Raw genomic sequence first — 25636 nt, forward strand, 5'->3', positions numbered from 1 at the left:
TCCGCAGCCGGGTCGGGTGGTTTCCGGTCGGCATTCCACAGTAGGCCGATCACCCGAGAAAGGTGACCGACCGTGCATGGATGATCGCACACCGTCCATCACCGTGACTCATCGGGTCCGGGTCGACACGCCGGACGTCTCACCGGCCGAGCAGAACCGGCACGAGATGGCGCCGTACCAGGTCGATCGCCGGTGCCCAGCCGGCCGGCAGGTCGTCGCCCGGCGGCGGCCCGAACCGGAAGTTCGGGAAGCCGGTCGTCACCACCACGGCGCGGGCCGGCCGGACCACCAGCACATGCTGTCCGGCCCATCCCCCGGCCAGCAGCATCCCGTCGTCGATCCAGCTCAGGAACCCGTACGGCAGTCCCTCCGGCGGCCCACCCCGCGAGTACGGCGTGACCAGCTGCCCGAAGTACGCCGGATCGACCAGCGGCTCCCCACCGTCGAGCCACAGCTGCCCGATCCGGCCCAGCCCGTCCGCGCTGATCCGCAGATGCGCGTGCCCGTACGTGACGCCGTCCGGGTCGGCCAACCAGTCGGCGTCCGCGATCCCGAGCGGCTCGAACAGCTCACGCCGGGCGAACTCCCCGACCGGCTCCCCGAGCACCTCCCCGGCCGCCGCCGACAGCAGATGCGCCGCGCCGTCGTCGTACGCGAAGACCGTGCCCGGCTCGGCCACTCGCCGAGCCTCCGCGAACCGCGAAACCTGTCCGCCCGGCAACGCGACGACTTCGTCGGTGTCGAGCACCTCGGCACCCCGCGTCATCGTCAGCAGCTGACGCCAGGTCTCCGGGACAACACCGACCGGACGGTCGAGATCCGGCAGCGATCCCCGCGCGGCCATCACCCCGAGCACGGTCGCCAGCACCGACTTCGTCACCGAGAAGACGTCGGACACCACCGGTCCCCGCAGGTGCTCGTCCACGACGACCTCACCGCCCACCCGCACCTGCAGATGACTCGTGTGCGCGTACGGCGCCTGCTTAGCCGCAGCCAGCACCTGCCTCGCCGCGGCGATCACGTCACGCATGGTCAGCGCGACAACGCCCGCGGGTGGGAGGTCGCGTAGACCTCGCGGAGCTTGTCGACCGTGACGAGCGTGTAGACCTGTGTGGTCGTCACCGACGCGTGGCCCAGCAGTTCCTGCACGACTCGTACGTCGGCGCCGCCGTCGAGCAGGTGCGTCGCGAAGGAGTGCCGCAGCGTGTGCGGCGAGATCTCCTTGCTGATCCCCGCCCGCTGCGTCGCCCGGCGCAGCACCGTCCACGCGCTCTGTCGCGAGAGCCGGCCACCTCGCGCGTTGAGGAACAGCGCAGGTGTCCCCCGGCCCCGCGCGACCAGATCGGGACGTCCCCGCACCTGGTACGCCGCCAACGCGTCGCGCGCATACGACCCGACCGGTACGACGCGCTCCTTGCTGCCCTTGCCGCGCAGCAGTACTTCGCCGGCCTCCAGGTCGACCTCGTCGACGTCGAGCCCGACCGCCTCGGAGATCCGCGCGCCCGTCCCGTACAGGAACTCCAGCAACGCGGCATCCCGGGTCGCGAGCACCGCGGGCTCCGCCTCCGCGCCGGCCGCCGCGGTCAGGATCCTGGTCACCTCGTCGACGGACAGGGCCTTCGGCAACCGTTGCGGTGGTACTGGCGGCTTCACCGCCGCGGCCGGATCGACCGCCGTCAGCCCTTCCCGCAGGCAGAACTTGTGGAACCCGCGCACCGCGACCACTGTGCGTCCCGCGCTGGACGCGGTCAGTGGCGGATGGTCGGCGTCGCCCTCGCGCAACCGCATCAGGAAGTCGCCGACCACCGCCTCGGTGACCCGGCCGAGCGCGCTGATCCCCGCGCCCGCGAGGTACTCGTCGTACCGGCGCAGGTCCCGCCGGTACGACGCCAGGGTGTTGGCGGCCAGACCGCGCTCGACCGTCAGGTGGTCGAGGTAGGCGCTGACCGCCCGCCCGATGTCACTCATGCGGAGCAGTCTGCCCGCTCCACCCGGTCAGACCAGGACCTCGTCCAGCTTCAGCTGGTCCAGGTCGTGGGCCTCGGCGACCGGGCCGTAGGTGACGTGTCCGTCGTGCGTGTTCAGGCCGAGCGCCAGGCTGTGGTCGGACTTCATCGCCTCCCGCCAGCCGAGGTTGGCCAGCTCCACGGCGTACGGCAGCGTCACGTTGGTGAGCGCGTACGTCGAGGTGTTCGGCACCGCGCCGGGCATGTTGGCGACGCAGTAGAACAGCGAGTCGTGGACCTTGTACACCGGGTCGGCGTGCGTGGTCGGCCGGGAGTCCTCGAAGCAGCCGCCCTGGTCGATCGCGATGTCGACCAGCACGCTGCCGGGCTTCATCCGCGAGACCAGCTCGTTGCTGACCAGCTTCGGCGCCTTCGCGCCCGGGATCAGCACGGCGCCGATGACCAGGTCGGCCTCGAGCACCGCGCGCTCGATCTCGAACGCGTTCGACGCGACCGTGCGCAGGTGCCCCTGGTAGATCTTGTCGGCCTCGCGCAGCCGGGCGATGTTGCGGTCGAACAGCTGCACCTCGGCCTGCATGCCGAGCGCGATCGCGGCCGCGTTCATCCCGGACACGCCGGCGCCGATCACCACCACACGCGCCGCGTGCACGCCGGAGACGCCGCCCATCAGTACGCCGCGGCCGCCGCCGTTGCGCATCAGGTGGTAGGCCCCGGCCTGCGGCGCCAGCCGGCCCGCGACCTCGCTCATCGGCGCCAGCAGCGGCAGCGACCCGTCGGGCAGCTGGACGGTCTCGTAGGCGATACCGGTGATGCCGGACCGCATCAGCGCGTCCGTGCACTCCTGGCTCGCGGCCAGGTGCAGGTAGGTGAACAGCACCTGGTCGCGGCGCATCCGGTGGTACTCCTCGGCGACCGGCTCCTTGACCTTCAGCACCAGCTCCGCGTCGCCCCAGACCTCGTCGGCGGTCGGCACGATCCGTGCCCCGGCGGCGACGAACTCCTCGTCGGACAGCAGCGAGCCGGAGCCCGCGCCCTGCTCGATCAGAACCTCGTGCCCGTTGCGCACGAACTCGTGGACACCGGACGGTGTGATCGCCACCCGGTACTCGTGGTTCTTGACTTCTTTCGGAACTCCGACCTTCACAACTCGCCCTTCTTCCGTCTCCAGGGAATGCGGCCCACGTCGCTGTGTCCGCGGCCCGGCGGTCGAGGGGTCGTGCTGCCGAGTCGCTGCGAGTGTAAGCCCGCAGGGTTCATACCACTGCAGTGGATGGTCTTGTCCCGCGACGACGCGCGGGAGCAGTTCCTGCGGAACGATCACACTCTTCGGAAGACGTCGTAGCGCCCGGTGAGGTTGGCTTTCCGGCCCCGGGCCGGCGCATTCTTAACACTCTCTCCACCTGGGTTCGGGAGAGTTCTGCCCGCCCGGTTCCCCGACCGGAAACCCGGAGCGACGCTGAGGTTTGCCGCCGTCACCCGCGGTGAACCGGGCGGTCATGTTTCCCGGTTTCGAGACCCAGACGATCGACCTGTCCGACACCTCGGTTCGTTGCCGGGTCGGCGGTGACGGGCCGCCGGTGCTGCTGCTGCACGGCTTCCCGCAGACGCACGCCTGCTGGCACCAGGTCGCGCCCGAGCTGGCCAAGACCCACACCGTCGTGGTGCCCGACCTGCGCGGGTACGGCGAGTCGTCGCCGGCCCGCGAGGACAGCGTCGCGGCGTACAGCAAGCGCGCGCTGGCCCAGGACCAGCTCGAGCTGATGGACCGGCTCGGGCACGACCGGTTCGTCGTCGTCGGCCACGATCGCGGCGGCCGGGTCGGCTACCGGCTGGCCCTCGATCACCCGGAACGGGTCGAGAAGCTGGTCGTGCTCGACATCATCCCGACCGCGGACATGTGGGCCGCCGCGGCCGATCAGCCGGAGGACGAGCTGCGCGACTGGCACTGGAACGTGCTCGCGCGCCCGGAGCCCGAGCCGGAGGAACTGCTTACCGGCGACTACCTGTACCCCGAGGGCAGCCCGTCGCTCTCACCGCACGAGATCGCGCTGGCGCCCGACGCGCTCGCGGACTACCTGGCCGCGCTGGACAAGCCGTCGGTCCGGCACGCGATGTGCCAGGACTACCGCGCCGGAGCAACGATCGACCGCGAACTCGACGAGAAGGACCTCGCCGACGGCCGCACGATCGAGTGCCCGGTCCTGGTGCTGTGGGGCAACGCCGGCGGCCTCCCCCGCTGGGGCAATCCGCTGGAGATCTGGAGCCGCTGGTCCCCCACCGTCGAAGGCGAAGGCCTCGGCTGCGGCCACTTCATCCCGGAGGAGTCCCCGAAGACCCTGGTCGACCGGCTCAACTCGTTCCTGTGAGCCGATACCGCAGTACGGCGGTCCCGTCGCCGAGGATCTGGTGCTCGCTCGCGACGAGACCCGTGGGCGCGAACCCGGTACCGAACAGCGGGATGCCGCCACCGAGCACGACCGGGTAGACCTTCACGATCAGTTCGTCGATCTCCCCGAGCAACTGCCCGGCCAGGTTGCCTCCACCGGCCAGGTAGATCCCGCCGCCGTCCTGCTGCTTCAGCGCGCGGATCGCGCCGACCGGGTCGGAGGGGATCACCGTCACGTCCGGGTCGACGTCGGCCAGCGTCGACGAGACGACGTACTGCTTCAGGTGCGGGTACGGGCTGGTGACGCCCGCGTCGAGTGCCAGCGCGTAGCTGCCGCGACCCTGGACGATCGTGTCGAAGTGCTTGCCGGGTCCACTCAGCCCGAGCTGCTCCCGGGCCTGCCCGGGCAACGTCTCCGGGTACTCGCCCGCGATGTGGTCGACCACTTCCGGCGAGATCGGAAACGCCCCGAGCCCGCCGTCGGGATCGGCGATGAACCCGTCGACCGACGTCCCGACGTAGTAGGTGAGTCTGCGCATCCCCGAATCCAAGCACCGCGCAGGCTCACCGAATGGTTGCCGGCGCAACCATCGTTGAGTGACCCAGGAGTAGGAGCAAGACTTGCACCTGTTGCCGGAATGGCTGCTCTCCGCCCGGAGTTGCCCCAAGGACTGGGTTGTTGACGAGAGGAGCACGACGTGGCGGTCGATCTGGGACGGTTCGGGGTTTGGCACCAGGCGGAGAAATGGGGTCCCGAACTCGCTTCCGGGCTGGAGCAGCTCGGGTACGGCGCGCTCTGGCTCGGCGCCTCCCCGGACGCCGACCTGCGTGACGCCGAGGTGCTGCTCGCCTCGACGCAGACCGTGACGGTCGGCACCAGCATCGTCAACATGTGGCGGGACGACGCGGCCGCGGTCGGGGCGTCGTACCACCGGCTGGAGGAGGAGCACCCGGGCCGCTTCCTGCTCGGCGTCGGGATCGGTCACCGGGAGCGGGACGGTGAGTACAAGTCGCCGTACGCAACGATCGTCGACTACCTGGACGAACTGGACGAAGCGAAGGTCCCGGTCGACCGGCGGGCGCTGGCGGCGCTCGGGCCGCGGGTGCTGAAGCTGTCGGCCGAGCGGACCGCGGGCGCCCTGCCGTACCTGACCACGCCCGAGCACACCCGCCAGGCGCGCGCGACGCTCGGCCGCAACGCTCTGCTCGCGGCTGAGCAGAAGGTCGTGCTGGAGACCGATCCGGACATCGCTCGCTCGGTCGCTCGCGACTACCTGGCCGGCTATCTCCAGCTGAGCAACTACACGAGCAACCTCAAGCGCCTCGGTTACACCGACCAAGACCTCGCCGACGGCGGCAGCGACGACCTGGTCGACGCCCTCGTCCTGCACGGTACGGCGGTCGAGATCGCCGACGGGCTGAAAGCTCACCTCGAGGCCGGCGCCGACCAGGTCGTCGTCCAGCAACTCGGCAAGGAAGGCCCGGACCTGCTGCCGGGCTACGAGGCCTTGGCCACCGTCCTGCTCTAGGACCTCAACGCAGCGTGAAGTCCGCGAAGTCGAAGCCGGGCGACACGATGCACGACACCAGCACCGCTTCGTCGTCGACCGGTCGCGCGGCCTGCCAGGCCCCGGCCGGTACGACGGCCTGCGGCTGCTGGCCGGCCTTCACGTCCGGGCCGAGCGTGATCGACTCGCGCAGGTCGGGATCGTCGCCGGTGCCACCGAGCTCGAGCGTCAGCGGCCCGCCGGAGTGCCACAGCCAGATCTCGGCCGAGTTGACCTTGTGCCAGCGCGACTCCTCTCCCGGCGCGAGCAGGAAGTAGATCGCGGTCGCGGTCGCGCGCGGGCCGTCGTACCCCTCGGGCTCGAACGTCACGTCCGAGCGCCAGGTCTCCCGGAACCAGCCGCCCTCCGGGTGCCGCGCCAGGTCCAGCGCCTCGGCCAGCTCGGGCCGCTCCTCGATCGCCATGCCGGAAACGGTAATACCCGTGACGCCCGGGCCGGTCAGCAGGCAGAGTGCGGGCATGGACTCGCCACAGCGACCGACCGCCTACCACCAGCGACTCCCGTACGGCGAACGCTTGTCGCCCGACCCCGTGCTCGGCGGGCCGTTCTTCGCCTTCGACGGCGACGTCCGGGTCGTCCCGCTCGCCGAACCGGTGCTGCCGGAACCGCCCCGCGCCGGAGAGCCGGGCGGCAGTCCGTGTTTCACCTGCACCGATCCCGACTCTTCGGCGATCTGGGGCGACGAGCGGTGGGTACTCAAGGCCGGCCTCGAACCCAGCGGCCTGCCGATGGTCGCGCTGCTGCTGCCGCGCGAGCACTACCGGCTCGACAACCTCACCCCCGAACTGCTCGCCGACCTCGGCCCGATGATCCAGCGGGTGGCCGGCGCGGTCCGCCGGATCGACGGTGTCGGCCGCACCCACTTCAGCCGGTTCGGCGACGGCAGCGAGCACTTCCATGTCTGGTTCTTCGCCCGCCCGGTCGGCATGATGCAGCTCCGCGGCCCACTGCTGTCGGTCTGGGGCGACATTCTCCCGCCGGTCCCGGACGACGAGTTCCAGCTGAACGCGCGCACGGTCGCGACCGCCTTGACCGAGGTCTCCGGTCAGCCCTTGGGAGTCGCTGCCGACTGACCCTTCCGCGGCGCCGAGTGCGAGTCGACGTAGTACGCGTGCCGCTCGCGCAGCAACCGGCGGACCATCGCGAAGTCCGTCGTGTCGGCCTCGGTCCGCAGGTGGAACGGCGGCGGGAAGTAACAGTCCCCGAGCAGCATCACGTCCGACTCGGGGTCGACGGCAACGATCGAGTCCGGCGCGTGGTTGCCGCCGACGTACCGCAACTCGACCCCGGTCGGCAGCGTCAGCATGTCCTCGAACGTGGTGTGCGGCAGGACGATCCGCAACTCGGAGAATTCCGGTACGGCGAGCGCCCGGGCGCGAAAACTCGGCCCGAGCTTCGGGTCCTCGCCCACCTGGTCACGCAGGTACTGATGACTCCACGGCCGCTCGGCCTCGCCGGCCAGAATCGCCGTCGCCGAGGCATGAGCCACCACCTCGACCCCGTCCCACACCGACGCACCCCAGGTGTGGTCCCAGTGATGATGCGTGTAAACCAGCCACCGCGGCGCAGGCAGCCCAGCCTGCTCGATCGCCCGCCGAACGTCCCGAGCATGCGCCGGACTGTTCCCCGCATCGATCAGCACACTGCCCCGCTCATCGGCGATCACCCCCACGGCTGCCCCGATCGCGTCCGGATCAGGATCATGCGGATAGACGAACACCCGCCCCGCCACCCGCTGCAGCTTCTCCTCACGCATCTGACCGACGATAGACGGCATGCAGACCAGAGCGCGCGACCTCGGCGTCATCCCAGGCGACCTTCCCACCGGTGAGCTGAACGCGATCACCGACGTCCCAGGCGTCCTGGTCGGCCACACCACGCTCGACGACGGCAACGACCTGCACACCGGCGTCACCGCGATCGTGCCCGCCGACGTCACCTCCGGCCTCCCCGCAGCTGTTGCTGTAGGCAACGGATACGGCAAGCTGGTCGGCTCCACCCAGCTCGACGAGCTCGGCCTGCTGGAGACCCCGATCGTGCTCACCGGCACGCTGTCCGTCTTCCGCGCCGCCGACGCCCTGCTCACCTACCTGCTCGACCACGATCCGAAGGCGACCAGCCTCAACCCGGTCGTCGGCGAAACCAACGACGGCTACCTGTCCGACATCCGCCGGCGCCCGATCACCGAGCAGCACGTGCTCGACGCCCTCACCTCGGCCACCGCCGGTCTCCCCGACGAGGGCTGCGTCGGCGCCGGCACCGGGACCGCCGCGCTCGGTTTCAAAGCCGGCATCGGTACGTCGTCCCGCCGGCTCCCCACCGGCACGATCGGCGCCCTGGTCCAGTCGAACTTCTCCGGCACCCTCCAGGTCCTCGGCACCCCGATCGCCGCTCCCCCACGGCAGACCGATCCGCCCGGCAACTCCTGCATGATCGTGCTCGCCACCGACCTTCCGCTCGACGCCCGCCAGCTCGGCCGGATCGCCCGCCGCGCGATCTTCGCGCTCGGCCGGGTCGGCTCGGACTACGCCCCGGGCAGCGGCGACTACGCGATCGCGTTCGCCACGTCGTACCAGCCGCCGATGCCCGACCAGGAGCTGCGCCCGGTCTTCCAGGCCACCTTGAATTCCGTCGAGGAAGCCCTGCTCAACTCGCTCGTCGCGGCCCGCACCACGACCGGTTTCCAGGGCCGCATCCGGTACGCCGTACCGCACGAGCTGGTCAGAGCGGCTGGGGTCACGGCGCGGGATAGAGCTCGGCCACCGTCGTCGCCAACCGCCTGATCTCGGCCCGCACCTCGTCCGGCGCCAGCACCTCGAGCTCGTCGCCGTACCGGATGAACTGCGCCGCCGCGTTGCCGACCGACTCGATCGGCACGGTCACCGTCACGGTGCCGTCCTCGGCCGGCTCGGCGGCCTCGATCGCCTTCACCAGCAGGGGAAACGACACGTCCTTGCGCCGGTTCACGAGCCGCGCCGAGACCCGCACCACCGCCGTACCGGTGAAGCGCCGTTGGTCGAACTCCTCGAGGTGCTCGCGCCACACCGTCGCCAGGTCGAACCCGGGCGGCCGGGTGAACTCCTCGTCGGTCACCGTCAGGTCGAGGATGTTGGAGACGCGGTAGGTCCGGACCGCGCCGGAGGCCGAGGCGACGACGTACCAGCTGCCGTTCTTCAGCACGAGGCCGTACGGATCAAGGGTGCGTTCCACTTCCCGCGGGGCCTCCCACCGCCGGTAGAGCACCTTGATCCGCCGGTCGTGCAGCACCGCCTCGGCGACCGGCGCCAGCTGCGGCGAGTCCTCGGCGTCGGAGTACCAGGCCGGCATGTCCAGGTAGAACCGGTTCTTCAGCCGCCCCGCGCGATCCCGCTGGTCCGGCGCCAGCGCGGCCAGCAACTTCAGCTCCGCCGCACTCGTCTCCGCGGTCAATCCGAGCGCCGCCGCCGGACCGGGCATGCCGACCAGGAACAGCGCCGCGGCCTCTTGCTCAGTCAGTCCCGTCAGCCGAGTCCGGTACCCGTCGACGAGCCGGTATCCGCCGGCCCGCCCCTGATCCGCGTACACCGGCACGCCCGCGGCGGCCAGCGCCTCGACGTCGCGGTAGATCGTCCGCAACGACACCTCGAGCTCGTCGGCCAACTCACGCGCCGTCAGCTGCCGCCGCGTCTGCAACAGCAACAAGATCGACAGCAACCGGCTGGAACGCATGCTCAGACCCTACGCCGAAAGCCTGCCACTGCCTGTCAGGTATCAATCGACTGCGCCGCTCGCCCGGGGATGGCCCCCACGAGCGGAAAGATGGCCCGATGCAGTGGCTGCTGAGGACTTCGGCGTGGATCGTGGGATTGCTGTTCGGCGTGCCGTTCGGCATCGCGATCTTCGTCGTGACGAAAGCCTCCGGCGATACGATCCCCGCCGCGCTCGGCTTCGGCGCCGCGAGCGGGCTGCTGGTCGGTGCCACCGTCGCCCTTGGCTCCCGCAAGCCCCGTGGCGAGATGCGGCAGGTCCTCGAAGCGCTCCCGGCCGCGGACTGGGCGGCCGCCCGCACCGCCACGTGGCGCGGGCCGGTGCCCACTCACCCCGAGGTCCGTGCGGCGGCGCTGCAGTTGGTCGACCTGCGCCTCGACAGACTGAAGCGCTTCCGGAAGTGGGTCGTCGCGGTGTTCGGCTTCAACTTGGTGATCGCCGTGGTGAACATCGCCATCGGCAACTGGTGGTCCGTCCTGGCGGCCCTGGCGTGGGTCGGCGTCTTGGTCGATCAGTGGCACGCACCCCGCCGGCTCCAGCGCCGGCGCCAGTTGCTGATCGCCGGCTAAACACTGCCACGACCTGTCAGGTATCACCGGTTGACTCGTCCCATGACCGAATGGACAAAAGAGACCGGGGACTTCGACTTCCTCACCGGGCACTTCGACGTGGTGCACCGGCAGCTGGTGAAACCGCTGAGCGGCAGCGACGAATGGACCGAGCACACCGGAACCTGCAGCGCGCGGACGATGTTCGACGGCGCGATCAGCATCGACGAGATGCGGTTCCCTGCGAAGGGCAACTACGGGTTGTCGCTGCGGTTGTTCGGCCCGCAGACGCGGGAGTGGACGATCTACTGGGTGAACAGCACGACGTACGAGCTGTTCCCGCCGGTGCGCGGCAAGTGGGAGAACGGGTCCTGCTGGCTGGTCGGCGAGGACGAGTACGACGGCCGCCCGATCCTGGCCAGCTACAGCTGGTCCGACGTCACCGAGACCACCGCGCACTGGGAGCAGTCGTTCTCCACCGACGGCGGCGAGACCTGGGAGCTCAACTGGACGATGGACTTCACCCGGCGCGAGACCGAGCCGCCGCCGCTCGACCAGCCCAAGGTGACCGGTGACTTCGACTTCCTGATCGGCTCCTGGACGACGCACAACCGCGCCCGCCGGCCGATGCTCGGCGAACCGTTCGTCTGGGAGGAGGCCGAATCGCGGCTCGAGGCGACGACGTACTTCGACGGCGCGATCAGCGTCGACGAGGGCTGGTTCCCCTCCCGGGGATTCCGCGGCGCGACGTTCCGGCTCTACTCGCCGGCCACGAAGACCTGGTCGATCCACTGGATCAACAGTCAACGCGGTGCCCTGGAGACACCGGTCGTCGGTTCGTTCACCGACGGCCTCGGCGTCTTCGAGGGCCCGGACGTCTGGGAAGGTCAACCGATCGATGTGCTGTTCCACTGGACTCCCGGCGAGCAGGAGGCCACCTGGCAGCAGTCGTTCTCCGTCGACGGCGGCGCCACCTGGATCCCGAACTGGGAGATGACGCACACGCGCACCGACTAGCAGCAGAACAACAGCCCGGGATCTCAGACCGCGGTGGGCGCGCTCACCGCGGACCCGAGTTGCGCATGGAAAACGTCTCCAGCTGGTCCGGACGAAGCAGGGCGCAGCATCTCCTCCGTGTTCGCGGTCTGGGGCCAGCAGCGACGCCTCCACGTGCTCACCTTGTGAACGCCAGGCCAGCCTCACGAACGATGAACAGCCAGCTGGGACTCCGCGTACGCGACCGCGTCGGCATTGCCGAAGAAGCCGGGCAGACCGCCGGTGTGGATGAACACCGTCTTCTCGCCGCGCCGGAGGGTCCCGTCCTCGAACGCCGTGATCAGACCGGCCATCGCGCGGCCGGTGTAGATCGGGTCGAGGATCACGCCTTCGGTCCGGGCGACCAGGGTGAGGGCCGCCGCGGACGAATCGGTGAAGTGGGGGTAGCCCGGGCCGACCTGCTCGCGGCGTACGCGCAACCGGTCGGCGTCGATTGTCGTGCCGGCGACCTCGCCGGCCATCCGCGCGACGACCGGCACCGGATCGGCCAGTGCACCGGTGTCGACGCCGAGCACCCGCTCCGGCCCGAGCTCGGCCACGAGTCCGGCCATCGTCCCGCCGGAGCCGAGGGCAACCACCGCGGTCGTGAAGTCGGGGAGCTGGGCAACCAGCTCTCGCGCGCTCTCGACGTACCCTCGCGCCCCCACGGCACTGGACCCGCCGAACGGGATCAGCGCCGCCTTCCCCAACTCCGCAACGACCTCATCGGCCACCTCCGCACGATCCCGGTCGCCGGCCCACACCACGCGCGCCCCGAAGAGACCGTCGAGCGCCAGGTTCCCCGACCGCGAAGCCCCGGGCTCCCCGGGAAACACCAGTACGGCGTCGAGCCCGAGCCGGGCCGCGGCGGCCGCCGTCAACCGCGCGTGGTTGCTCTGCGGCGCGCCGGTCGTCACGACGGCCTCGGCACCCTCGGCCAGCGCGGCGCCCAGCGTCCACTCCAGTTTCCGGATTTTGTTGCCTCCGGCTCCCAAGCCGCCGAGGTCGTCGCGCTTCAGCCAGAGGTCGTCCGGCTCCAGACCGAGGGCGGCCGCGAGGCGCGGCGCCGGTTCGAGCGGGGTCGGCCAGGTGCCGAGGGACACTTTCGGCGCAGACATGCTTTCCTCTTTCTCCAGTTCGGCCGCGAGTTCGGCTTCTACAGTTCGGACGCGAGTTCCGCGACGACGTCGGCGGCGGGACCGGTCCGCGCCCGGTGGTACCCGGTCCCGGCCCACAGGTGAACCTGGTCCGGTTCGCCCGCCGCCGCCGCGGCGACCCGCAACGGCCGGGTCAGATGATGAATGGCCGGATACCCGAGCGGCGCTCCGGCCTCGTGACGTTCGATGAAGCCGTTGCGCAGTCCCCGCGCCGGCCGCCCGGTGAACGCCCGCGTGATGACGGTCCGGTCGGGCGCGGCGTTCGCGATGGCGGCCTTGTGCACAGCGCTCGCTCCGCTCTCGTCCGTGCGCAGCAACACCGTCCCGACCGCGACCGCGGTCGCACCGAGCCGCAGCAACTCCCGCACCTGCGAGGCCTCACTCACCCCTCCCGCGGCGATCACCGGCAGCTCGGTCTCCGCGGCCACCTGACGGACGAGGTCGCCGACCGACACCGCCGGCCCGGGCCGCTCCGGCGTGTGCGTTCCACTGTGCCCACCGGCTTCGGTGCCTTGAGCAATCAAACCGTGCACGCCGAGCTCTTCGGCGGCACGCGCCTCCACCGGCGACGTCACGGTCGCGAGCACTTGCGAACCGGCCTCGGTCAACGCACTCACGACCGCAGGCTCCGGCAACCCGAACGTGAAGCTCACGAACGGCACCGGGTTCGCCAGCAACAGGTCGATCTTGTCCTGCCAGTGGTCGTCGTCGTCCGCCACCATCGCGGCGTTCGCCAGCTCCAGCCCGTACGGCGTACCTTCGGCCGCCAGCTCCCCGGCGTACCGGCGGAACTCGGCCTCGGTCAGCGTCGACGGACCCGGGACGAACAGGTTCACCCCGAACTCGGCCCCGACCTGGGGAAACTCGGCCGCCAGCGCCTCAGCGGTCTTGTAGCCGCCGGCCAGGAAGCCGAAGCCCCCTGCCGCCGCGGCCGCCGCCACCAGCGCGGGAGTCGTCGCGCCACCGGCCATCGGCGCGGCGATCACGGGCAGGCGCGAGGCCGTCCAGGGACTCGTCATGATCGGTCTCCTCCTCCAGCAGCGTCGGCGCGCCGCCGGAGCGGCGGCGCGTCTCGGCCGAGTTCTACCAGTGCCTCAGTGTGCTTCAGCGGGTTTCTGCGAGCTGCTCGAGCACAGCCTGCGCGGCGGGCTCGGCCGACGCCGGGTTCTGGCCGGTGATCAGGTTGCCGTCGGTGACGAGGTGCGGCTGCCAGACCGGACCGGCGCTGAACGCCGCACCCTGCTGGGCCAGCCGCGACTCGAGCAGCCACGGAGCACGATCGGCGAAGCCCGCCTGGCGCTCCTCCTCGTCGAGGAATGCGGTCAGGTTGCGCCCGGCGAACAGCCACTCGCCGTTCCGGGTCGCGGTCACGAAGCTGGCCGGTCCGTGGCAGACCGACGCGAGGATCTTGCCGGGCGCGTCCAGCACAGCCTCGAGGATCCGGGCGACGTCCAGGTCGGTGGCCAGATCCTCCATCGGACCGTGGCCGCCGGGCACGAAAACGACGTCGTACTGGGCCGGGTCGATGTCGGCCAGCGGCACGGCGGCGGCGAGCGCCTCCTGCGACTTGTCGAGGTAGGCGCGCAGCTCGGCGATCGCGGCCTCGTCGTTGTTGTTCATCGCCGGCGCCAGGCTGAGCTCGTCGGCGACCGGGGTGACGCCGCCCGGGGTGGCGATGGTGATCGTGTGGCCGGCTTCGGTGAACACCCGGTGCGGAGCGACGAACTCCTCGGCCCAGAAACCGGTCGGGTGCTCGGTGCCGTCGTTCAGGCGCCAGACCTGGGTGCCGGTCAGGACGAGCAGGGTGTTGGTCATGGGAAGGTCTCCAGTTAGTAGACGAACGGTCGACTATCGAGACTAGACGACCGGTCGTATACTTTTCAACATGGGACGGACCAGCGATGCGCGACCGAAGATCCTGCGGGCCGGCCAGGACCTGCTGGCCCAGCGTGGTTACACCGCGCTCGGCGTGGCCGAGATCTGCTCGGCGGCCGGCGTACCGAAGGGCAGCTTCTACTACTTCTTCGACTCCAAGCAGGCGCTCGCCGAGGCGGTGATCGAAGAGCACTGGGCCGGGCAGCACGCCGAGTGGGCCGCGCTGCTGGGCAGCGACAAGCCGCCGCTGGAGCGGCTCCGCGATCTGTTCGACGCCACCACGGAGGTCCAGCGTGCCGCGCAGAAGGACACCGGCGCGGTCACCGGCTGCCTGTTCGGCAACCTGGCGCTGGAGCTGAGCGCGAAGGACGAGGCGATCCAGCGCCGTCTGCAGGAGATCTTCGAGCAGCAGATCACGATGGTGACCGCCGTCGTGGAGCTGGCGCAGCAGGAAGGCACGATCGCCGTGCCCGACACCCGGGAGGCGGCCCGCTCACTGGTCGCTCAGCTGGAGGGCATGGTCCTGTTCGCCAAACTCATGAACGATCCCGGCCAGCTCGACCAGCTGTGGTCCCACACCCTCGCGCTGCTCGGCGCGAGGGCGTGAGCAAGGTCCGTCAGAGGTTCTTGATCGCGGCCAGCGTCGACAGCGCCGCCTGGGTGGACTCGTAGCCCTTGTCCTCGCGCGAATCGGGCAGACCGGCCCGGTCCAGCGCCTGCGGGTCGTTGTCGCAGGTGAGCAGACCGAAGCCGACCGGTACGCCGGTGGTCATGCCGACCTGCATCAAGCCGTCGGTGGCGGCCTGGCAGACGTACTCGAAGTGCGGGGTGTCACCGCGGATGACGACGCCCAGCGCCACCACCGCGTCGTACCCGGACTTCGCGGCGTGCAGGGCCGTGACGGGCAGCTCGAACGAACCAGGGACGCGGATCACCGAGTAGTCGGTGACGCCGGACTCGTCCAGCGCCCGGATCGCGCCGGCGACCAGCGCGTCGGTGACCTTCGGGTGCCACTGCGCGGCGACCACCGCGACCCGGGCCCCTTCGACCCGCGGGGTCTCGATCGTCGGTGCTCCACTGCCGGACATCTAGTTGACTCCCTTTTCGTCGGTGCCCGTGGGCAGATGGTGGCCCATCCGGTCGCGCTTGGTGCGCAGGTAGCGCAGGTTGTGCTCGGTCGGATCGATCGAGATCCCGCGGCGCTCGACCACGTCGATCCCGTACGCCTGGACGCCGGTCAGCTTGGCCGGGTTGTTGGTCAGCAGCTTCACCGAGGTGATGCCGAGATCGGCCAGGATCTGCGCGCCGGTGCCGTACTCGCGCGCGTCGGCCGGCAGCCCGAGGTCCAGGTTCGCGTCGACGGTGTCCCGGCCGGCGTCCTGCAGCTCATAGGCCTGCAGCTTGTGCAGCAGCCCGATCCCGCGGCCCTCATGACCGCGCAGGTAGACCACCACACCACCTTCGGCCGCGACCTGCCGCATCGCCTCGTCCAGCTGCGGACCGCAGTCGCAGCGCAGCGAGCCGAACACGTCGCCGGTCAGGCACTCCGAGTGCAGGCGGACCAGCGTCGGCCCGTCCCCGATCTCGCCGCGGACCAGCGCGAGCTGCTCCGACCCGTCGACGGTGTTGCGGTAGCCGTGGGCAACGAAGTCGCCGTACCGGGTGGGCAGGGTCGTGGTGGCGACCCGCTCGATCTGGCTCTCGGTCCGGCGCCGGTAGGCGATCAGGTCCGCGATCGAGACCAGCACCAGGCCGTGCTCGTCGGCGAACGCGCGCAGCTCCGCGCCCCGCTTCATCGTGCCGTCGTCGTTGACCAGTTCGGAGATCACCGCGGCCGGCCGCAGGCCGGCCATCCGGGCCAGGTCGATCGACGCCTCGGTGTGCCCGGGGCGCACCAGGACGCCGCCCTCGCGCGCCCGCAGCGGGAACACGTGGCCGGGCTGGACCAGGTCGAACGACTCCGAGGCCGAGTCGGCCAGCACCCGGATCGTCCGGGCCCGGTCGGCCGCGGAGATCCCGGTGCTGATCTTGTCGCGGGCGTCCACGGAGATCGTGTACGCCGTCCGCAAGCGCTCACGGTTGTGCGGCGTCATCAGCGGGATGCCGAGCCGGTCCAGCTCGGCGGCCTCCATCGGTACGCAGACCACACCCGAGCTGTAGCGGATCAGGAACGCCAGCAGCTCCGGGGTCGCCTTGGACGCGGCGAAGACCAGATCACCTTCGTTCTCCCGGTCCTCGTCGTCGACCACGATCACCGCGCGACCGGCCCGGATCTCGTCGATCGCGTGCTCGATCGTGTCGAGCTTCAGCACCTCGCCCATCAACCCACCACCACTGGTTCAGGGGTGACCGCGAGGGTCTCCCGCTTGTTGATCCGCCACCAGGCAGCGAATCCGACCACGCAGAACAGTCCGTAGACGACGTACATCGCCGCGGACGGGTAGAACTTGGCCTGCACCAGCAACGGAACGCCGACCACGTCCACCGCGATCCAGACCAGCCAGAACTCGACGAACCCGCGCGCCATCCCGTACGTCGCCAGGATCGACCCGGTCAGGATCCACGCGTCCCACTGCGGCCCCCAGGAGCCGAGCTCCCGGAGCACGAAGTACGCGATCGCGTAGAGCGCGACGGCCGCGCCCAGCATCTCCAGCCGCTCCCGGGCCGTGGCCCAGCGCGGCTGGACGCCGGTCCCGGCGCCGCCGTGGCGGGTCTGGTACCAGCGGTACCAGCCGTAGAGGCTGACCAGCGCGAAGAAGACCTGGCGGCCGGCCTGGCCCCACAGGTCCTTGTCCTGCGGGGTGTCGAACAGCCCGCCGACGAACACGGTGAACAGCAGCACGTTGCCGACGATGCCGATCGGCCAGGCCGAGACCAGCCGGCGCATCCCGAACAGGGCGCTGGCCAGGCCGAACACGTTGCCGACGATCTCGCGGACCAGCACCGGCGAACCGGCGATCGTGACCTGCTCGTGCAGCAGCCAGTCGATCATTCGTTGCCTCCAGCAACACTCTGGGCGGTCAGCAGCCGCTCGACGTACTTGGCGATCACGTCGACCTCGAGGTTGACGGTGTCACCGACCTTGTTGCGCCCCAGCACGGTGAGCTCCAGCGTGGTCGGGATCAGGCTGATCCCGAACGTGCCGGTCGCGTCGTCGACGTCGGTGACGGTCAGCGAGACGCCGTCGACGGCGATCGAACCCTTCTCCGCGACGTACTTGAGGATCTCCGGACCGGCCGCCACCCGGACGAGCTCCCAGTGCTCGGCCGGCTCGCGGCTCGCGATCGTGCCGACGCCGTCGACGTGTCCCTGGACGATGTGGCCGCCCAGCCGGGCGTGCGCGGTGACGGCCCGTTCGAGGTTGACCGTGGCGCCCTTGGTCGCGCCGCCGAGACTGGTGCGCTGCAGCGTCTCCCGCATCACATCGGCGGTGAACGTGCCGTCACCGGTGCCGACGACGGTCAGGCAGCAGCCGTTGACCGAGATCGAGTCGCCGTGCGCGGCATCCTGGGTGACCTTCGGGCCACGGATGGTGAGCCGGGCGGCGTCGCCCTCCAGCAGATCGAGCGACTCGACGGTGCCGAGCTCCTCGACGATTCCGGTGAACATCTACTTCCCTCCCAGGGGAGTCAGGGTGAGCCGGACGTCGTCGCCGAGACGAGTGACGTCCGCAAGGGTGAACCGCCGGAGGTGGTCAATAGATTCCGCGCCCAGGTCGCCGACCGCGGAGAAGCCGGAGCCGAGCAGCGCCGGCGCGACGTACGCGACGATCTGGTCGACCAGTCCGGCCCGCAGGAAGGCGGCCGCCAGCGTCGGCCCGCCCTCCAGCCAGAGGTGCCGGATCTGGTGGTCGTCGAGCTGCCGGAGCACCTCGGCGGGGTCGTGGGTGGGCAGCAGCAGCGTCTCGGCCCGGTCGTTGCGAACGCGCGCGGTCTCCGGGATCGGGCGGTCGCCGACCACGACCCGCAGCGGCTGGCGACCGACCGGCTGGTCGTTGTCGTCCCGCACCGTCAGCTCGGGATCGTCGACCAGCACCGTCTGGGTGCCGACCGCGATCGCGTCGCACTCGGCGCGCTTGCGGTGCACGTCCGCGCGGGCCGCCGTACCGGTGATCCACTTGCTCGACCGGTCCGGCGCGGCGCTGCGACCGTCGAGCGTGGTGGCGAACTTCCAGGTCACGAACGGCCGGCCGGTCCGGACGCTGTGCAGCCAGACGTAGTTGACCCGCTCGGCCTCGTCCCGGAGTACGCCCTGCTCGACCTCGATGTCCTTGGTCCGCAGCTTCTCGGCGCCCCCGGCGGCCTGCGCGTTCGGGTCGGGGACGGCATACACGACGCGGCTCACGCCGGCCTCGATCAGCGCGTCGGCGCACGGCCCGGTCCGGCCGGTGTGGTTGCAGGGCTCCAAGGTCACGTACGCGGTACCGCCGCGGGCGCGGTCGCCGGCCATCAGCAACGCGTTCACCTCGGCGTGCGGGCCACCGGCGACTTCGTGGTACCCCTCACCGACCGGATGCCCGTCGCGGCCGGTGATCACACAGCCGACGACGGGATTGGGGTGCGTGCTGCCGATCCCCCGCGCGGCCAGCTCGATCGCACGCCGCATCCAGGCGACGTCGATCGGCGAAGCGTTGTTCACTGACGATCCCTCGTTGTCACGGACCGCACTCCGGGGGTCATGACAACCGGCGCACGAACCGTCGCCCGGGACTCGCGATCACCCGCGGTGCGACCGCGGGCGACCATCCGTGACCTCGAGGGTCACCTCACGCGACCCACTGGGCCGCGCCGTGTCCGGACGCCGGAGCGCACACCGATCGCGTGCGCCTCCCATCCGGACTTTCACCGTCGGTCCCGGAATTCCACCAGGTCAACCGGCCGACGAACAACATCGACCGGGTCGCGGACTGTCACCGCCGGCTCGGAATTACACCGACCCCGGAGCACGCGAGTGGGTTCACTCGTACTGGAAGTGTACGACGCCGTTCCAGTCCCACCGATGTTGCTTCCGCCACTCGGACCTCCACCACCGACCAACCCGGCGCCGGGGCCGGCTGCCCCGCTCGGGGCCGCGGCCTCGGGCCCGTTGGTCGGTGGTGCAGGTCGGCAAATTGCCTCGGCCGATCACCGGACGGCTGTTATCGTTGCCGTGAGTCACCGAATTCTTCGAGGAGACCGCGAACGTGGCAGGAGTCGACGACGACATCTCGGGGTGAGTCCCGAGGTGACAGGCCATAGGCCGGTGCGCACGCACCGCTGCCGTGGCCTGATCGGCGTTTCCTGACCACTCCCGCTGCCGCCGGCCGCGGCGGCGCACTCCTTTCTCGAGGTCTCCCGCATGTCCGATGCGTCCATCGTCTGTTCCTCCCTGTCGTTCGCCTGGCCCGACGACACCCCGGTCTTCACCGGCCTGTCCTTCACCGCCGGTCCAGGGCGGACCGGCCTGGTCGCGCCCAACGGCGCCGGCAAGTCCACGCTGCTCAAACTGATCGCCGGCGAACTGAAGCCGACCGCCGGCAACATCTCCGTCGACGGCGTCCTCGGCTATCTCCCGCAGAGCCTGCCGCTGGTCGGCGACCTCACCGTCGCGGAGGTGCTCGGCGTCAAACCGGTCATCGACGCGCTGAACGCGATCGAGTCCGGCGACGTCGACGAGCGGCACTTCACTGCCGTCGGCAACGACTGGGACATCGAAGAGCGCACCCGCGCCCAGCTCGACCGGCTCGGACTCGACGCCGACCTCGACCGACGGCTCAGCACGTTCAGCGGCGGGCAGGTGATCTCGCTCGGACTGGCCGCGCAACTGCTGAAGCAGCCCGACGTGCTGCTGCTCGACGAGCCGACCAACAACCTCGACCTCGCCGCGCGCCACAAGCTGTACGCCGTACTGGAAAGCTGGAACGGCTGCCTGGTGCTGGTCAGTCACGACCGCGCGCTGCTCGACCGGATGGACCGCATCGCCGCGCTGGAACGAGGCGAGGTCCGGTACTACGGCGGCAACTTCACGGCGTACGAGGAAGCGGTCGAGGCCGAGCGGGAGGTCGCGGAGAAGAACATCCGCTCCGCCGAGCAGGACCTCAAGCGCGAGAAGCGCGAGATGCAACTGGCGCGTGAGCGGGCACAGCGGCGGGCCAGCAACGCGCAGCGCAACCTCAAGGACGCCGGGCTGGCGCGGATCATGGCCGGCAACATGAAGCGGTCCGCCGAGGTGTCGGCCGCCAAGGCCAACTCGACTCACGCGAACCGGCTCAACGACGCGAAGGCCAAGCTCGACGAGGCCGGCCGCGCCCGCCGCGACGAACCGCGACTCGCGCTGGAACTGCCCGGGACCAACGTGCCGGCGGGCCGGACGGTCTTCGAGGGCAGCGGGTTGACGGTGCGCTTCGGCGAGCGCGACCTGTTCGCGGGCGACGGTGCCGCGCTGAACATCCGCGGGCCGGAACGCATCGCCCTCACCGGCCCGAACGGCGCCGGCAAGTCGACGCTGCTGCGCTGGATCCAGGGTGATCTGGACGGCGGTTCGGTGAAACGGGCCGACGGGCGGATCGCGTACCTGTCCCAGCGTCTCGACCTGCTCGACCTGGACCGCACGGTCGCGCAGAACCTCGCCGACTTCGCGCCGACGATGCCCGAGGCGCAGCGGATGAACTTGCTGGCCCGCTTTCTGTTCCGCGGTCAGCGCATCCATTTGCCGGTCGGTGTGCTGTCGGGTGGTGAACGCCTGCGGGCCACGCTGGCGTGTGTCCTGTACGCCGAACCGGCGCCGCAACTACTCCTGCTCGACGAGCCGACCAACAATCTCGACCTGGTCAGCGTGGAGCAACTCGAGTCGGCTTTGAACGCTTACGAAGGCGCGTTCGTGGTCGTCAGCCACGACGAGCGCTTCCTGAGCGAGATCGGCATCACCCGCTGGCTCGCGCTGAGCGAGGGCCGCCTGCTGGAGTCCGCAGCAACCACCTGATCCTTCGTTCGCTGCCCGCTCCTTCTCCATTGGTTGCCTCATGCCCTTTTCTGCTCTTGTGGCCGACGACATCGTCCGGATCCTCGGCGCTCGCCGGATCCTCGACGGCGTCTCCCTCACCGCCGCCCCCGGTCAACGCATCGGCCTGATCGGGGAGAACGGCGCCGGCAAATCCACCCTGCTCCGGATCCTCGCCGGCGCCGACGACCCCGACGGCGGGCATGTCACCCGCCCACCCGACCTTGGTTATCTCCCTCAGGAACTGCCCTTCGACCCCGCCGCCACGCTCACCGACGTACTCGACGAAGCCCTGCACGATGCCCACTCCGACCTGGCCGAGCTCGGCCGTCTCGCCCAAGCCCTCGCCGACAACCCCGACTCCCCCGACCTGCTCACGGCGTACGGCGACCGCCTGGCGCACGCCGAGGACCACGACTCCTGGGACGCCGACCGCCGGGCCGACCTGGTCCTCGTCGGGCTAGGTCTCGGCGACATCCCCCGATCGCGGCTCCTAGGTTCCCTGTCCGGCGGTCAACGCGCCCGGCTCGCCCTCGCCGCGCTGCTGATCCGCCGCCCCACCGCCCTCCTGCTCGACGAGCCGACCAACCACCTCGACGACTCCGCGATCGCCTTCCTCGAGGACCAGCTCCGCGCCCTGCCCGGCGTCGTCCTGATCGCCACCCACGACCGCGCCCTGCTCGACGCCGTCTGCACCGACCTGTTCGACCTCGAGGGCCCGACCCGGTACCGCGGCAGCTACGCCGATTACCAAGCCGCCCGCCGCGCCGCCCGCGAGCGCCGTCGACGCCAGTACGCCGAAGAGCAGGCCGAGCTGGCCGCCCTTCGCGAGGCCGCCGAGGTCACGGCGTACCAGGTCGCGCCCGGCCGGCTTCCGCGCGACAACGAGAAGATGGGCCAGGGCCACACCACCGGACGCGTTCAGAACCAGATCGCCCGCCGTACCCGGGCGGCGGCCCGCCGGCTGGAGTCCCTCACCCGCAACCAGATCGCGCCACCGCCGGAGTCTCTGCGCTTCCGCCCCCATGCCCTTACCCAGCGGCACGCTGGTCCGGGCGCGCTCCCAGCGGCCTCCCGCGCCGATCCGCTCGTCTGCGGCGATCCGCTCGTCTGCGCCGATCCGCTTGTCTGCGCCGACCAACTCGAGGTCCCGCACCGCCTCGCCCTCGATCACCTGGATCTCGCTCCCGGCGACCACCTGCTGATCACCGGCCCGAACGGCGCGGGCAAGTCCACTCTCCTGTCCGTCCTCGCCGGCCACCTCCCCTTCCGCGGCACCCTCCACCGCCGGCCCGGCCTGACCGTCGCGCTGCTCGCCCAGGACACCACCTTCGAGGACCCCGACCAGACGCCCCACCAGATCTACTCCCGCGCCCTAGGCAACCAACTCGCCGAGACCGTCCCGCTCGACTCCCTCGGCCTGCTTCCGCCGTACCAGCTGAGCCGGCCCGTCGGCACCCTCTCCGTCGGCCAACGCCGCCGCCTCGCCCTCGCCCTGGTGATCGCCGCCCCGCCCGAACTCCTCCTGCTCGACGAACCCACCAACCACCTCTCCCCCACCCTCGCGGACGAGCTCGAGGAGGCGCTCAACTCCACCCTCGGCACGGTGGTCCTCGCCACCCACGACCGACACCTTCGCGCGCACTGGCCGGCCCGCACCCTCGATCTCGGCTGACTCGAACCCGATTGGGCGTCTACGGTGCGGGACGAACCGATGACGCTGTGGCACATTTCGAGCGTCGTACCGGCTGATATACCACAGCTGGACTAGACATTCCGGAGCCGTCTCATCCGGTGTCACGACGGAATGCCGCCTGCTCCGGCGGCGTTAGCGTCGTTCGGTGGGTCATCCCCACCGTTCCAGATCACCCCTGTTGTTAAGGAGACACCTGTGCGCGCCACCAGCGCCTTCCGCCGCCTCGCCGCCCTCGCCACGGCCGTCACCCTGGCCGTCGGGCTCGCGGCCTGCGGCAGCGACGACACCACGGATGCCTCGGGCCCCGACCTGGGCCTGCTCCAGCCGGGCACGCTGCGGATCGGCACGCTCACCGACGCGCCGCCGAACGTGTACGTCAAGGACGGCAAGTTCACCGGCTTCGACAACGACCTGATCACCGCGGTCGCCGCGAAGCTGAACCTCAAGCCCGAGTTCGTCGGGACCGACTTCTCCGCCCTGCTCTCGCAGGTCAACGGCGGTCAGTACGACCTCGGCAGCTCGTCGATCACGGTCACCGAGGCCCGCAAGAAGACCGTTGCGTTCAGCAACGGGTACGACTTCGGCTACCTCGGCCTGAACACCACCAAGACCTCCGGCATCACCTCGTTCGACCAGCTGGCCGGCAAGCGCGTGGTCGTTGTCCAGGGCACCGTCCAGGACGACTACGCCACCGAGAAGCAGCTGAACCCGGTCCGCGTCCCGAACTACAACGCCGCGCTCGGCCAGCTCAAGGCCGGTACGGCGGACGCCTGGGTCTCACCGGCCGAGATCGGCGAGAAGATGGCCAAGGAGCAGGGCGGCGGCACGGTGATCCTGGCCGCCAAGGAGCTGAGCGACGCGCCGATGGCCTTCGCCGTCGCCAAGAGCAACGACAAGCTGCGCGAGGCCGTGAACAAGGCGCTCGACGAGGTCATTGCCGACGGCACCTGGACCGAGCTGGTCGAGCAGTACTACCCCGGCCGCGCCGTACCGGCGAACTTCAAGCCCGGTAGCGGCACCGTGAAGTTCACCGCGCCCAAGGCCAGCGGCACCCCCGCCGCCGGCTGATGGACATCTGGTCCACCCTCAGCGACACCTTTCTCGACTGGGAGTCGATGAAGGCGGTCCTGCCCGAGATGCTCAAGGTGGGACTGGTCAACACGCTCATCCTCGCCGCCGCCTCGGTCGTGCTGGGCACCGTGCTCGGCATGATCGTGGCGGTGATGGGGCTGTCGCGGCGGCGCTGGCTGCGCTGGCCCGCGAAGGTCTACACCGACATCTTCCGCGGCCTGCCGGCGATCCTGACCATCCTGCTGATCGGTCAGGGCCTGTCGCCGATCACCCGGCACTGGTGGGGCCCCAACCCCTACCCGCTCGGCATCCTCGCGCTGTCGCTGATCGCCGCCGCCTACATCGGCGAGATCTTCCGCTCCGGCATCCAGAGCGTGGAGAAGGGCCAGCTCGAAGCGGCCCGCGCGCTCGGCTTCGGCTACAGCACGGGAATGCGTCTGGTCGTCATACCGCAAGGTGTACGCCGGGTGCTGCCGGCGCTGGTCAACCAGTTCATCGCGCTGATCAAGGAATCCAGCCTGGTCTACTTCCTCGGGCTGCTGGCCAGCCAGCGGGAGCTGTTCCGGATCGGGCAGGATGCCGCGGCGACGAACGGCAACCTGTCGCCGCTGCTGCTCGCGGGCATCTTCTACCTGATCATCACGGTGCCGCTGACGCACCTGGTGAACTGGTTCGACAAGCGGCTGCGCGAAGGCCGTCCCGCTGATCTCGAGGTCGAGGAGCTCGTTCATGCCGACCATCGTTGAGTCCGCGGCCAGCCTGGAGCTGACCGGGATCGAACTCGCGTTCGGGAACAACAAAGTGCTGCGCGGCGTGGATCTGGCCGTACCGGCCGGGTCGACCGCGTGTGTGATCGGCCCGTCGGGATCGGGCAAGTCGACGTTGCTGCGGGCGACCAACCGGTTACTGGAACCGGCGGCCGGAGACATCAAACTCGGCGGCGAGTCGGTGCTCAAGAGCGACCCGGACGAGCTGCGGCGGCGGATCGGGATGGTGTTCCAGCACTTCAACCTGTTCCCGCACAAGTCCGTGCTGGACAACATCACGCTTCCGCTGCGCAAGCTCAAGAAGCTGACCAAGGAGGGTGCGGCCGAGGCGGCGCTGGAGCAGCTGGAGCTGGTCGGGCTGAAGGAGAAGGCGTCGGCGCGACCGGGCAACCTTTCCGGTGGCCAGCAGCAACGGGTCGCGATCGCGCGGGCGCTGGCGATGAAGCCCGAGGTGATGCTGTTCGACGAGGCGACGTCGGCACTGGACCCCGAGCTGGTCAAGGGCGTGCTCGGGCTGATGGCCGATCTGGCCGACGCCGGGATGACGATGGTCGTCGTCACGCACGAGATGGGCTTCGCCCGGCAGGTCGCCGACCAGGTCGCGTTCATGGATCGCGGCGTGGTGGTCGAGGCCGGTCCGCCGGACAAGCTGTTCACCGCGGCCGAGTCGCCGCGGCTGCGGCAGTTCCTGTCGCAGGTGCTCTGACGCAACGGCGGCCGATCGCCGCGGCTGCGGCAGTCCAGTAGCAGGGGTTCGGAGGCCGTCCGCTATCCGAGTTAGTTGACGCGGAAGCGGCGTGGGTCCCGGTGTTGCCGCGGATCCGGCTGATCGTGGGCGGGT

Annotated in this window: 27 protein-coding genes and 1 riboswitch; of the genes, 12 read left to right on the plus strand and 15 right to left on the minus strand. The window is 70.3% G+C overall.

Translation table 11 applies throughout. The features are described from left to right. Positions 1–139: 139 nt before the first annotated feature. From ACQPXM_RS29910 to ald, 3 genes are read right to left on the minus strand one after another with little or no spacing between them, the layout of a single operon-like run. Entirely contained in the window at positions 140–1030 is an 891-nt protein-coding gene (locus ACQPXM_RS29910; protein ID WP_432939649.1) for a serine hydrolase domain-containing protein, read from the minus strand. Positions 1031–1032: 2 nt separating this feature from the next. Then, the gene (gene xerD, locus ACQPXM_RS29915; protein ID WP_432939651.1) at positions 1033–1968 is read right to left on the minus strand and encodes a site-specific tyrosine recombinase XerD; all 936 of its coding nucleotides are present in this window, start codon (positions 1966–1968) and stop codon (positions 1033–1035) included. 27 nt (positions 1969–1995) lie between these two features. After that, complete coding sequence (gene ald, locus ACQPXM_RS29920) at positions 1996–3111, minus strand: alanine dehydrogenase (RefSeq protein WP_432939654.1); 1116 nt, start codon at positions 3109–3111, stop codon at positions 1996–1998. A 352-nt stretch (positions 3112–3463) separates the two neighbouring features. Here ald and ACQPXM_RS29925 point away from each other — a divergent pair, with 352 nt between their 5' ends. Next, a complete protein-coding gene (locus tag ACQPXM_RS29925; protein WP_432939657.1) occupies positions 3464–4333 on the plus strand; it encodes an alpha/beta fold hydrolase in 870 nt (289 codons plus the stop codon). On the opposite strand, the gene ACQPXM_RS29930 is transcribed toward ACQPXM_RS29925, so the two are convergent. Continuing rightward, positions 4317–4892 (minus strand): dihydrofolate reductase family protein, encoded by a 576-nt coding sequence (locus ACQPXM_RS29930; protein WP_432939660.1) that lies wholly within the window; start codon positions 4890–4892, stop codon positions 4317–4319. The two genes, ACQPXM_RS29925 and ACQPXM_RS29930, sit on opposite strands and share 17 nt — an antisense overlap. Positions 4893–5051: 159 nt before the next feature. On the opposite strand from ACQPXM_RS29930, the gene ACQPXM_RS29935 reads away from it, so the two are divergent. Continuing rightward, positions 5052–5882, plus strand: coding sequence for an LLM class F420-dependent oxidoreductase (locus ACQPXM_RS29935; RefSeq protein WP_432939663.1), 831 nt, complete (start codon positions 5052–5054; stop codon positions 5880–5882). Positions 5883–5886: 4 nt separating this feature from the next. Here ACQPXM_RS29935 and ACQPXM_RS29940 read toward each other — a convergent pair whose 3' ends face one another. Next, positions 5887–6324 carry a cupin domain-containing protein gene (locus ACQPXM_RS29940; protein ID WP_432939665.1) on the minus strand — a complete coding sequence of 146 codons (438 nt, stop codon included), beginning with the start codon at positions 6322–6324 and terminating at the stop codon, positions 5887–5889. A gap of 55 nt (positions 6325–6379) precedes the next feature. On the opposite strand from ACQPXM_RS29940, the gene ACQPXM_RS29945 reads away from it, so the two are divergent. Further along, the gene (locus tag ACQPXM_RS29945) at positions 6380–6994 is read left to right on the plus strand and encodes a hypothetical protein (protein ID WP_432939668.1); all 615 of its coding nucleotides are present in this window, start codon (positions 6380–6382) and stop codon (positions 6992–6994) included. Here the strand turns inward: ACQPXM_RS29945 and ACQPXM_RS29950 are convergent. Further along, a complete protein-coding gene (locus ACQPXM_RS29950) occupies positions 6967–7677 on the minus strand; it encodes an MBL fold metallo-hydrolase (RefSeq protein WP_432939670.1) in 711 nt (236 codons plus the stop codon). The genes ACQPXM_RS29945 and ACQPXM_RS29950 overlap by 28 nt on opposite strands. A gap of 19 nt (positions 7678–7696) precedes the next feature. On the opposite strand from ACQPXM_RS29950, the gene ACQPXM_RS29955 reads away from it, so the two are divergent. Continuing rightward, complete coding sequence (locus ACQPXM_RS29955) at positions 7697–8704, plus strand: P1 family peptidase (protein WP_432939672.1); 1008 nt, start codon at positions 7697–7699, stop codon at positions 8702–8704. Here ACQPXM_RS29955 and ACQPXM_RS29960 read toward each other — a convergent pair. Continuing rightward, entirely contained in the window at positions 8658–9629 is a 972-nt protein-coding gene (locus ACQPXM_RS29960; RefSeq protein WP_432939675.1) for a helix-turn-helix transcriptional regulator, read from the minus strand. The two genes, ACQPXM_RS29955 and ACQPXM_RS29960, sit on opposite strands and share 47 nt — an antisense overlap. 137 nt (positions 9630–9766) lie before the next feature. Between ACQPXM_RS29960 and ACQPXM_RS29965 the strand changes: the two genes are divergently transcribed. Beyond that, positions 9767–10237: a hypothetical protein gene (locus tag ACQPXM_RS29965; RefSeq protein WP_432939678.1), complete on the plus strand. Its 471-nt coding sequence runs from the start codon at positions 9767–9769 to the stop codon at positions 10235–10237. 42 nt (positions 10238–10279) lie between these two features. After that, on the plus strand, positions 10280–11233 hold the full coding sequence (locus tag ACQPXM_RS29970; RefSeq protein WP_432939680.1) for a hypothetical protein: 954 nt from the start codon (positions 10280–10282) through the stop codon (positions 11231–11233). 182 nt (positions 11234–11415) lie between these two features. Here the strand turns inward: ACQPXM_RS29970 and ACQPXM_RS29975 are convergent, their stop codons facing one another. From ACQPXM_RS29975 to ACQPXM_RS29985, 3 genes are all read right to left on the minus strand, one after another. Next, the gene (locus tag ACQPXM_RS29975; RefSeq protein WP_432939683.1) at positions 11416–12369 is read right to left on the minus strand and encodes a pyridoxal-phosphate dependent enzyme; all 954 of its coding nucleotides are present in this window, start codon (positions 12367–12369) and stop codon (positions 11416–11418) included. Between the two features lie 38 nt (positions 12370–12407). Then, complete coding sequence (locus ACQPXM_RS29980; RefSeq protein WP_432939685.1) at positions 12408–13427, minus strand: nitronate monooxygenase; 1020 nt, start codon at positions 13425–13427, stop codon at positions 12408–12410. A gap of 85 nt (positions 13428–13512) precedes the next feature. After that, positions 13513–14223 (minus strand): type 1 glutamine amidotransferase domain-containing protein, encoded by a 711-nt coding sequence (locus ACQPXM_RS29985; RefSeq protein WP_432939688.1) that lies wholly within the window; start codon positions 14221–14223, stop codon positions 13513–13515. A 70-nt stretch (positions 14224–14293) separates the two neighbouring features. Between ACQPXM_RS29985 and ACQPXM_RS29990 the strand changes: the two genes are divergently transcribed. Next, positions 14294–14890: a TetR/AcrR family transcriptional regulator gene (locus tag ACQPXM_RS29990; protein ID WP_432939690.1), complete on the plus strand. Its 597-nt coding sequence runs from the start codon at positions 14294–14296 to the stop codon at positions 14888–14890. Positions 14891–14900: 10 nt separating this feature from the next. On the opposite strand, the gene ribH is transcribed toward ACQPXM_RS29990, so the two are convergent. From ribH to ribD, 5 genes are read right to left on the minus strand one after another with little or no spacing between them, the layout of a single operon-like run. Beyond that, the gene (gene ribH / locus ACQPXM_RS29995) at positions 14901–15371 is read right to left on the minus strand and encodes a 6,7-dimethyl-8-ribityllumazine synthase (RefSeq protein ID WP_432939693.1); all 471 of its coding nucleotides are present in this window, start codon (positions 15369–15371) and stop codon (positions 14901–14903) included. Next, a complete protein-coding gene (locus ACQPXM_RS30000) occupies positions 15372–16604 on the minus strand; it encodes a bifunctional 3,4-dihydroxy-2-butanone-4-phosphate synthase/GTP cyclohydrolase II (protein ID WP_432939696.1) in 1233 nt (410 codons plus the stop codon). It lies immediately after the preceding gene. Next, on the minus strand, positions 16604–17275 hold the full coding sequence (gene pnuC / locus ACQPXM_RS30005) for a nicotinamide riboside transporter PnuC (RefSeq protein WP_432939698.1): 672 nt from the start codon (positions 17273–17275) through the stop codon (positions 16604–16606). The genes ACQPXM_RS30000 and pnuC overlap by 1 nt, the downstream gene beginning before the upstream one ends. Then, positions 17272–17892: a riboflavin synthase gene (locus ACQPXM_RS30010; protein WP_432939700.1), complete on the minus strand. Its 621-nt coding sequence runs from the start codon at positions 17890–17892 to the stop codon at positions 17272–17274. The genes pnuC and ACQPXM_RS30010 overlap by 4 nt, the downstream gene beginning before the upstream one ends. Beyond that, entirely contained in the window at positions 17893–18921 is a 1029-nt protein-coding gene (gene ribD / locus ACQPXM_RS30015; protein ID WP_432939701.1) for a bifunctional diaminohydroxyphosphoribosylaminopyrimidine deaminase/5-amino-6-(5-phosphoribosylamino)uracil reductase RibD, read from the minus strand. Between the two features lie 179 nt (positions 18922–19100). Beyond that, positions 19101–19232, minus strand: a riboswitch (FMN riboswitch). A 388-nt stretch (positions 19233–19620) separates the two neighbouring features. Here ribD and abc-f point away from each other — a divergent pair. The 5 genes from abc-f (at position 19621) to ACQPXM_RS30040 (ending at position 25501) form a co-directional block, all read left to right on the plus strand. Beyond that, positions 19621–21243, plus strand: coding sequence for a ribosomal protection-like ABC-F family protein (abc-f, locus tag ACQPXM_RS30020; RefSeq protein ID WP_432939703.1), 1623 nt, complete (start codon positions 19621–19623; stop codon positions 21241–21243). Positions 21244–21301: 58 nt separating this feature from the next. After that, the gene (locus ACQPXM_RS30025; RefSeq protein ID WP_432939706.1) at positions 21302–22936 is read left to right on the plus strand and encodes an ABC-F family ATP-binding cassette domain-containing protein; all 1635 of its coding nucleotides are present in this window, start codon (positions 21302–21304) and stop codon (positions 22934–22936) included. A gap of 216 nt (positions 22937–23152) precedes the next feature. Then, on the plus strand, positions 23153–24025 hold the full coding sequence (locus ACQPXM_RS30030) for a substrate-binding periplasmic protein (protein ID WP_432939709.1): 873 nt from the start codon (positions 23153–23155) through the stop codon (positions 24023–24025). Further along, complete coding sequence (locus ACQPXM_RS30035; protein WP_432939712.1) at positions 24025–24774, plus strand: amino acid ABC transporter permease; 750 nt, start codon at positions 24025–24027, stop codon at positions 24772–24774. The genes ACQPXM_RS30030 and ACQPXM_RS30035 overlap by 1 nt, the downstream gene beginning before the upstream one ends. Then, the gene (locus tag ACQPXM_RS30040; RefSeq protein WP_432939715.1) at positions 24758–25501 is read left to right on the plus strand and encodes an amino acid ABC transporter ATP-binding protein; all 744 of its coding nucleotides are present in this window, start codon (positions 24758–24760) and stop codon (positions 25499–25501) included. The genes ACQPXM_RS30035 and ACQPXM_RS30040 overlap by 17 nt, the downstream gene beginning before the upstream one ends. Positions 25502–25636: the final 135 nt, after the last annotated feature.

The sequence above is a fragment of the Kribbella sp. CA-253562 genome, from assembly GCF_050942265.1.
GTDB lineage: Bacteria > Actinomycetota > Actinomycetes > Propionibacteriales > Kribbellaceae > Kribbella.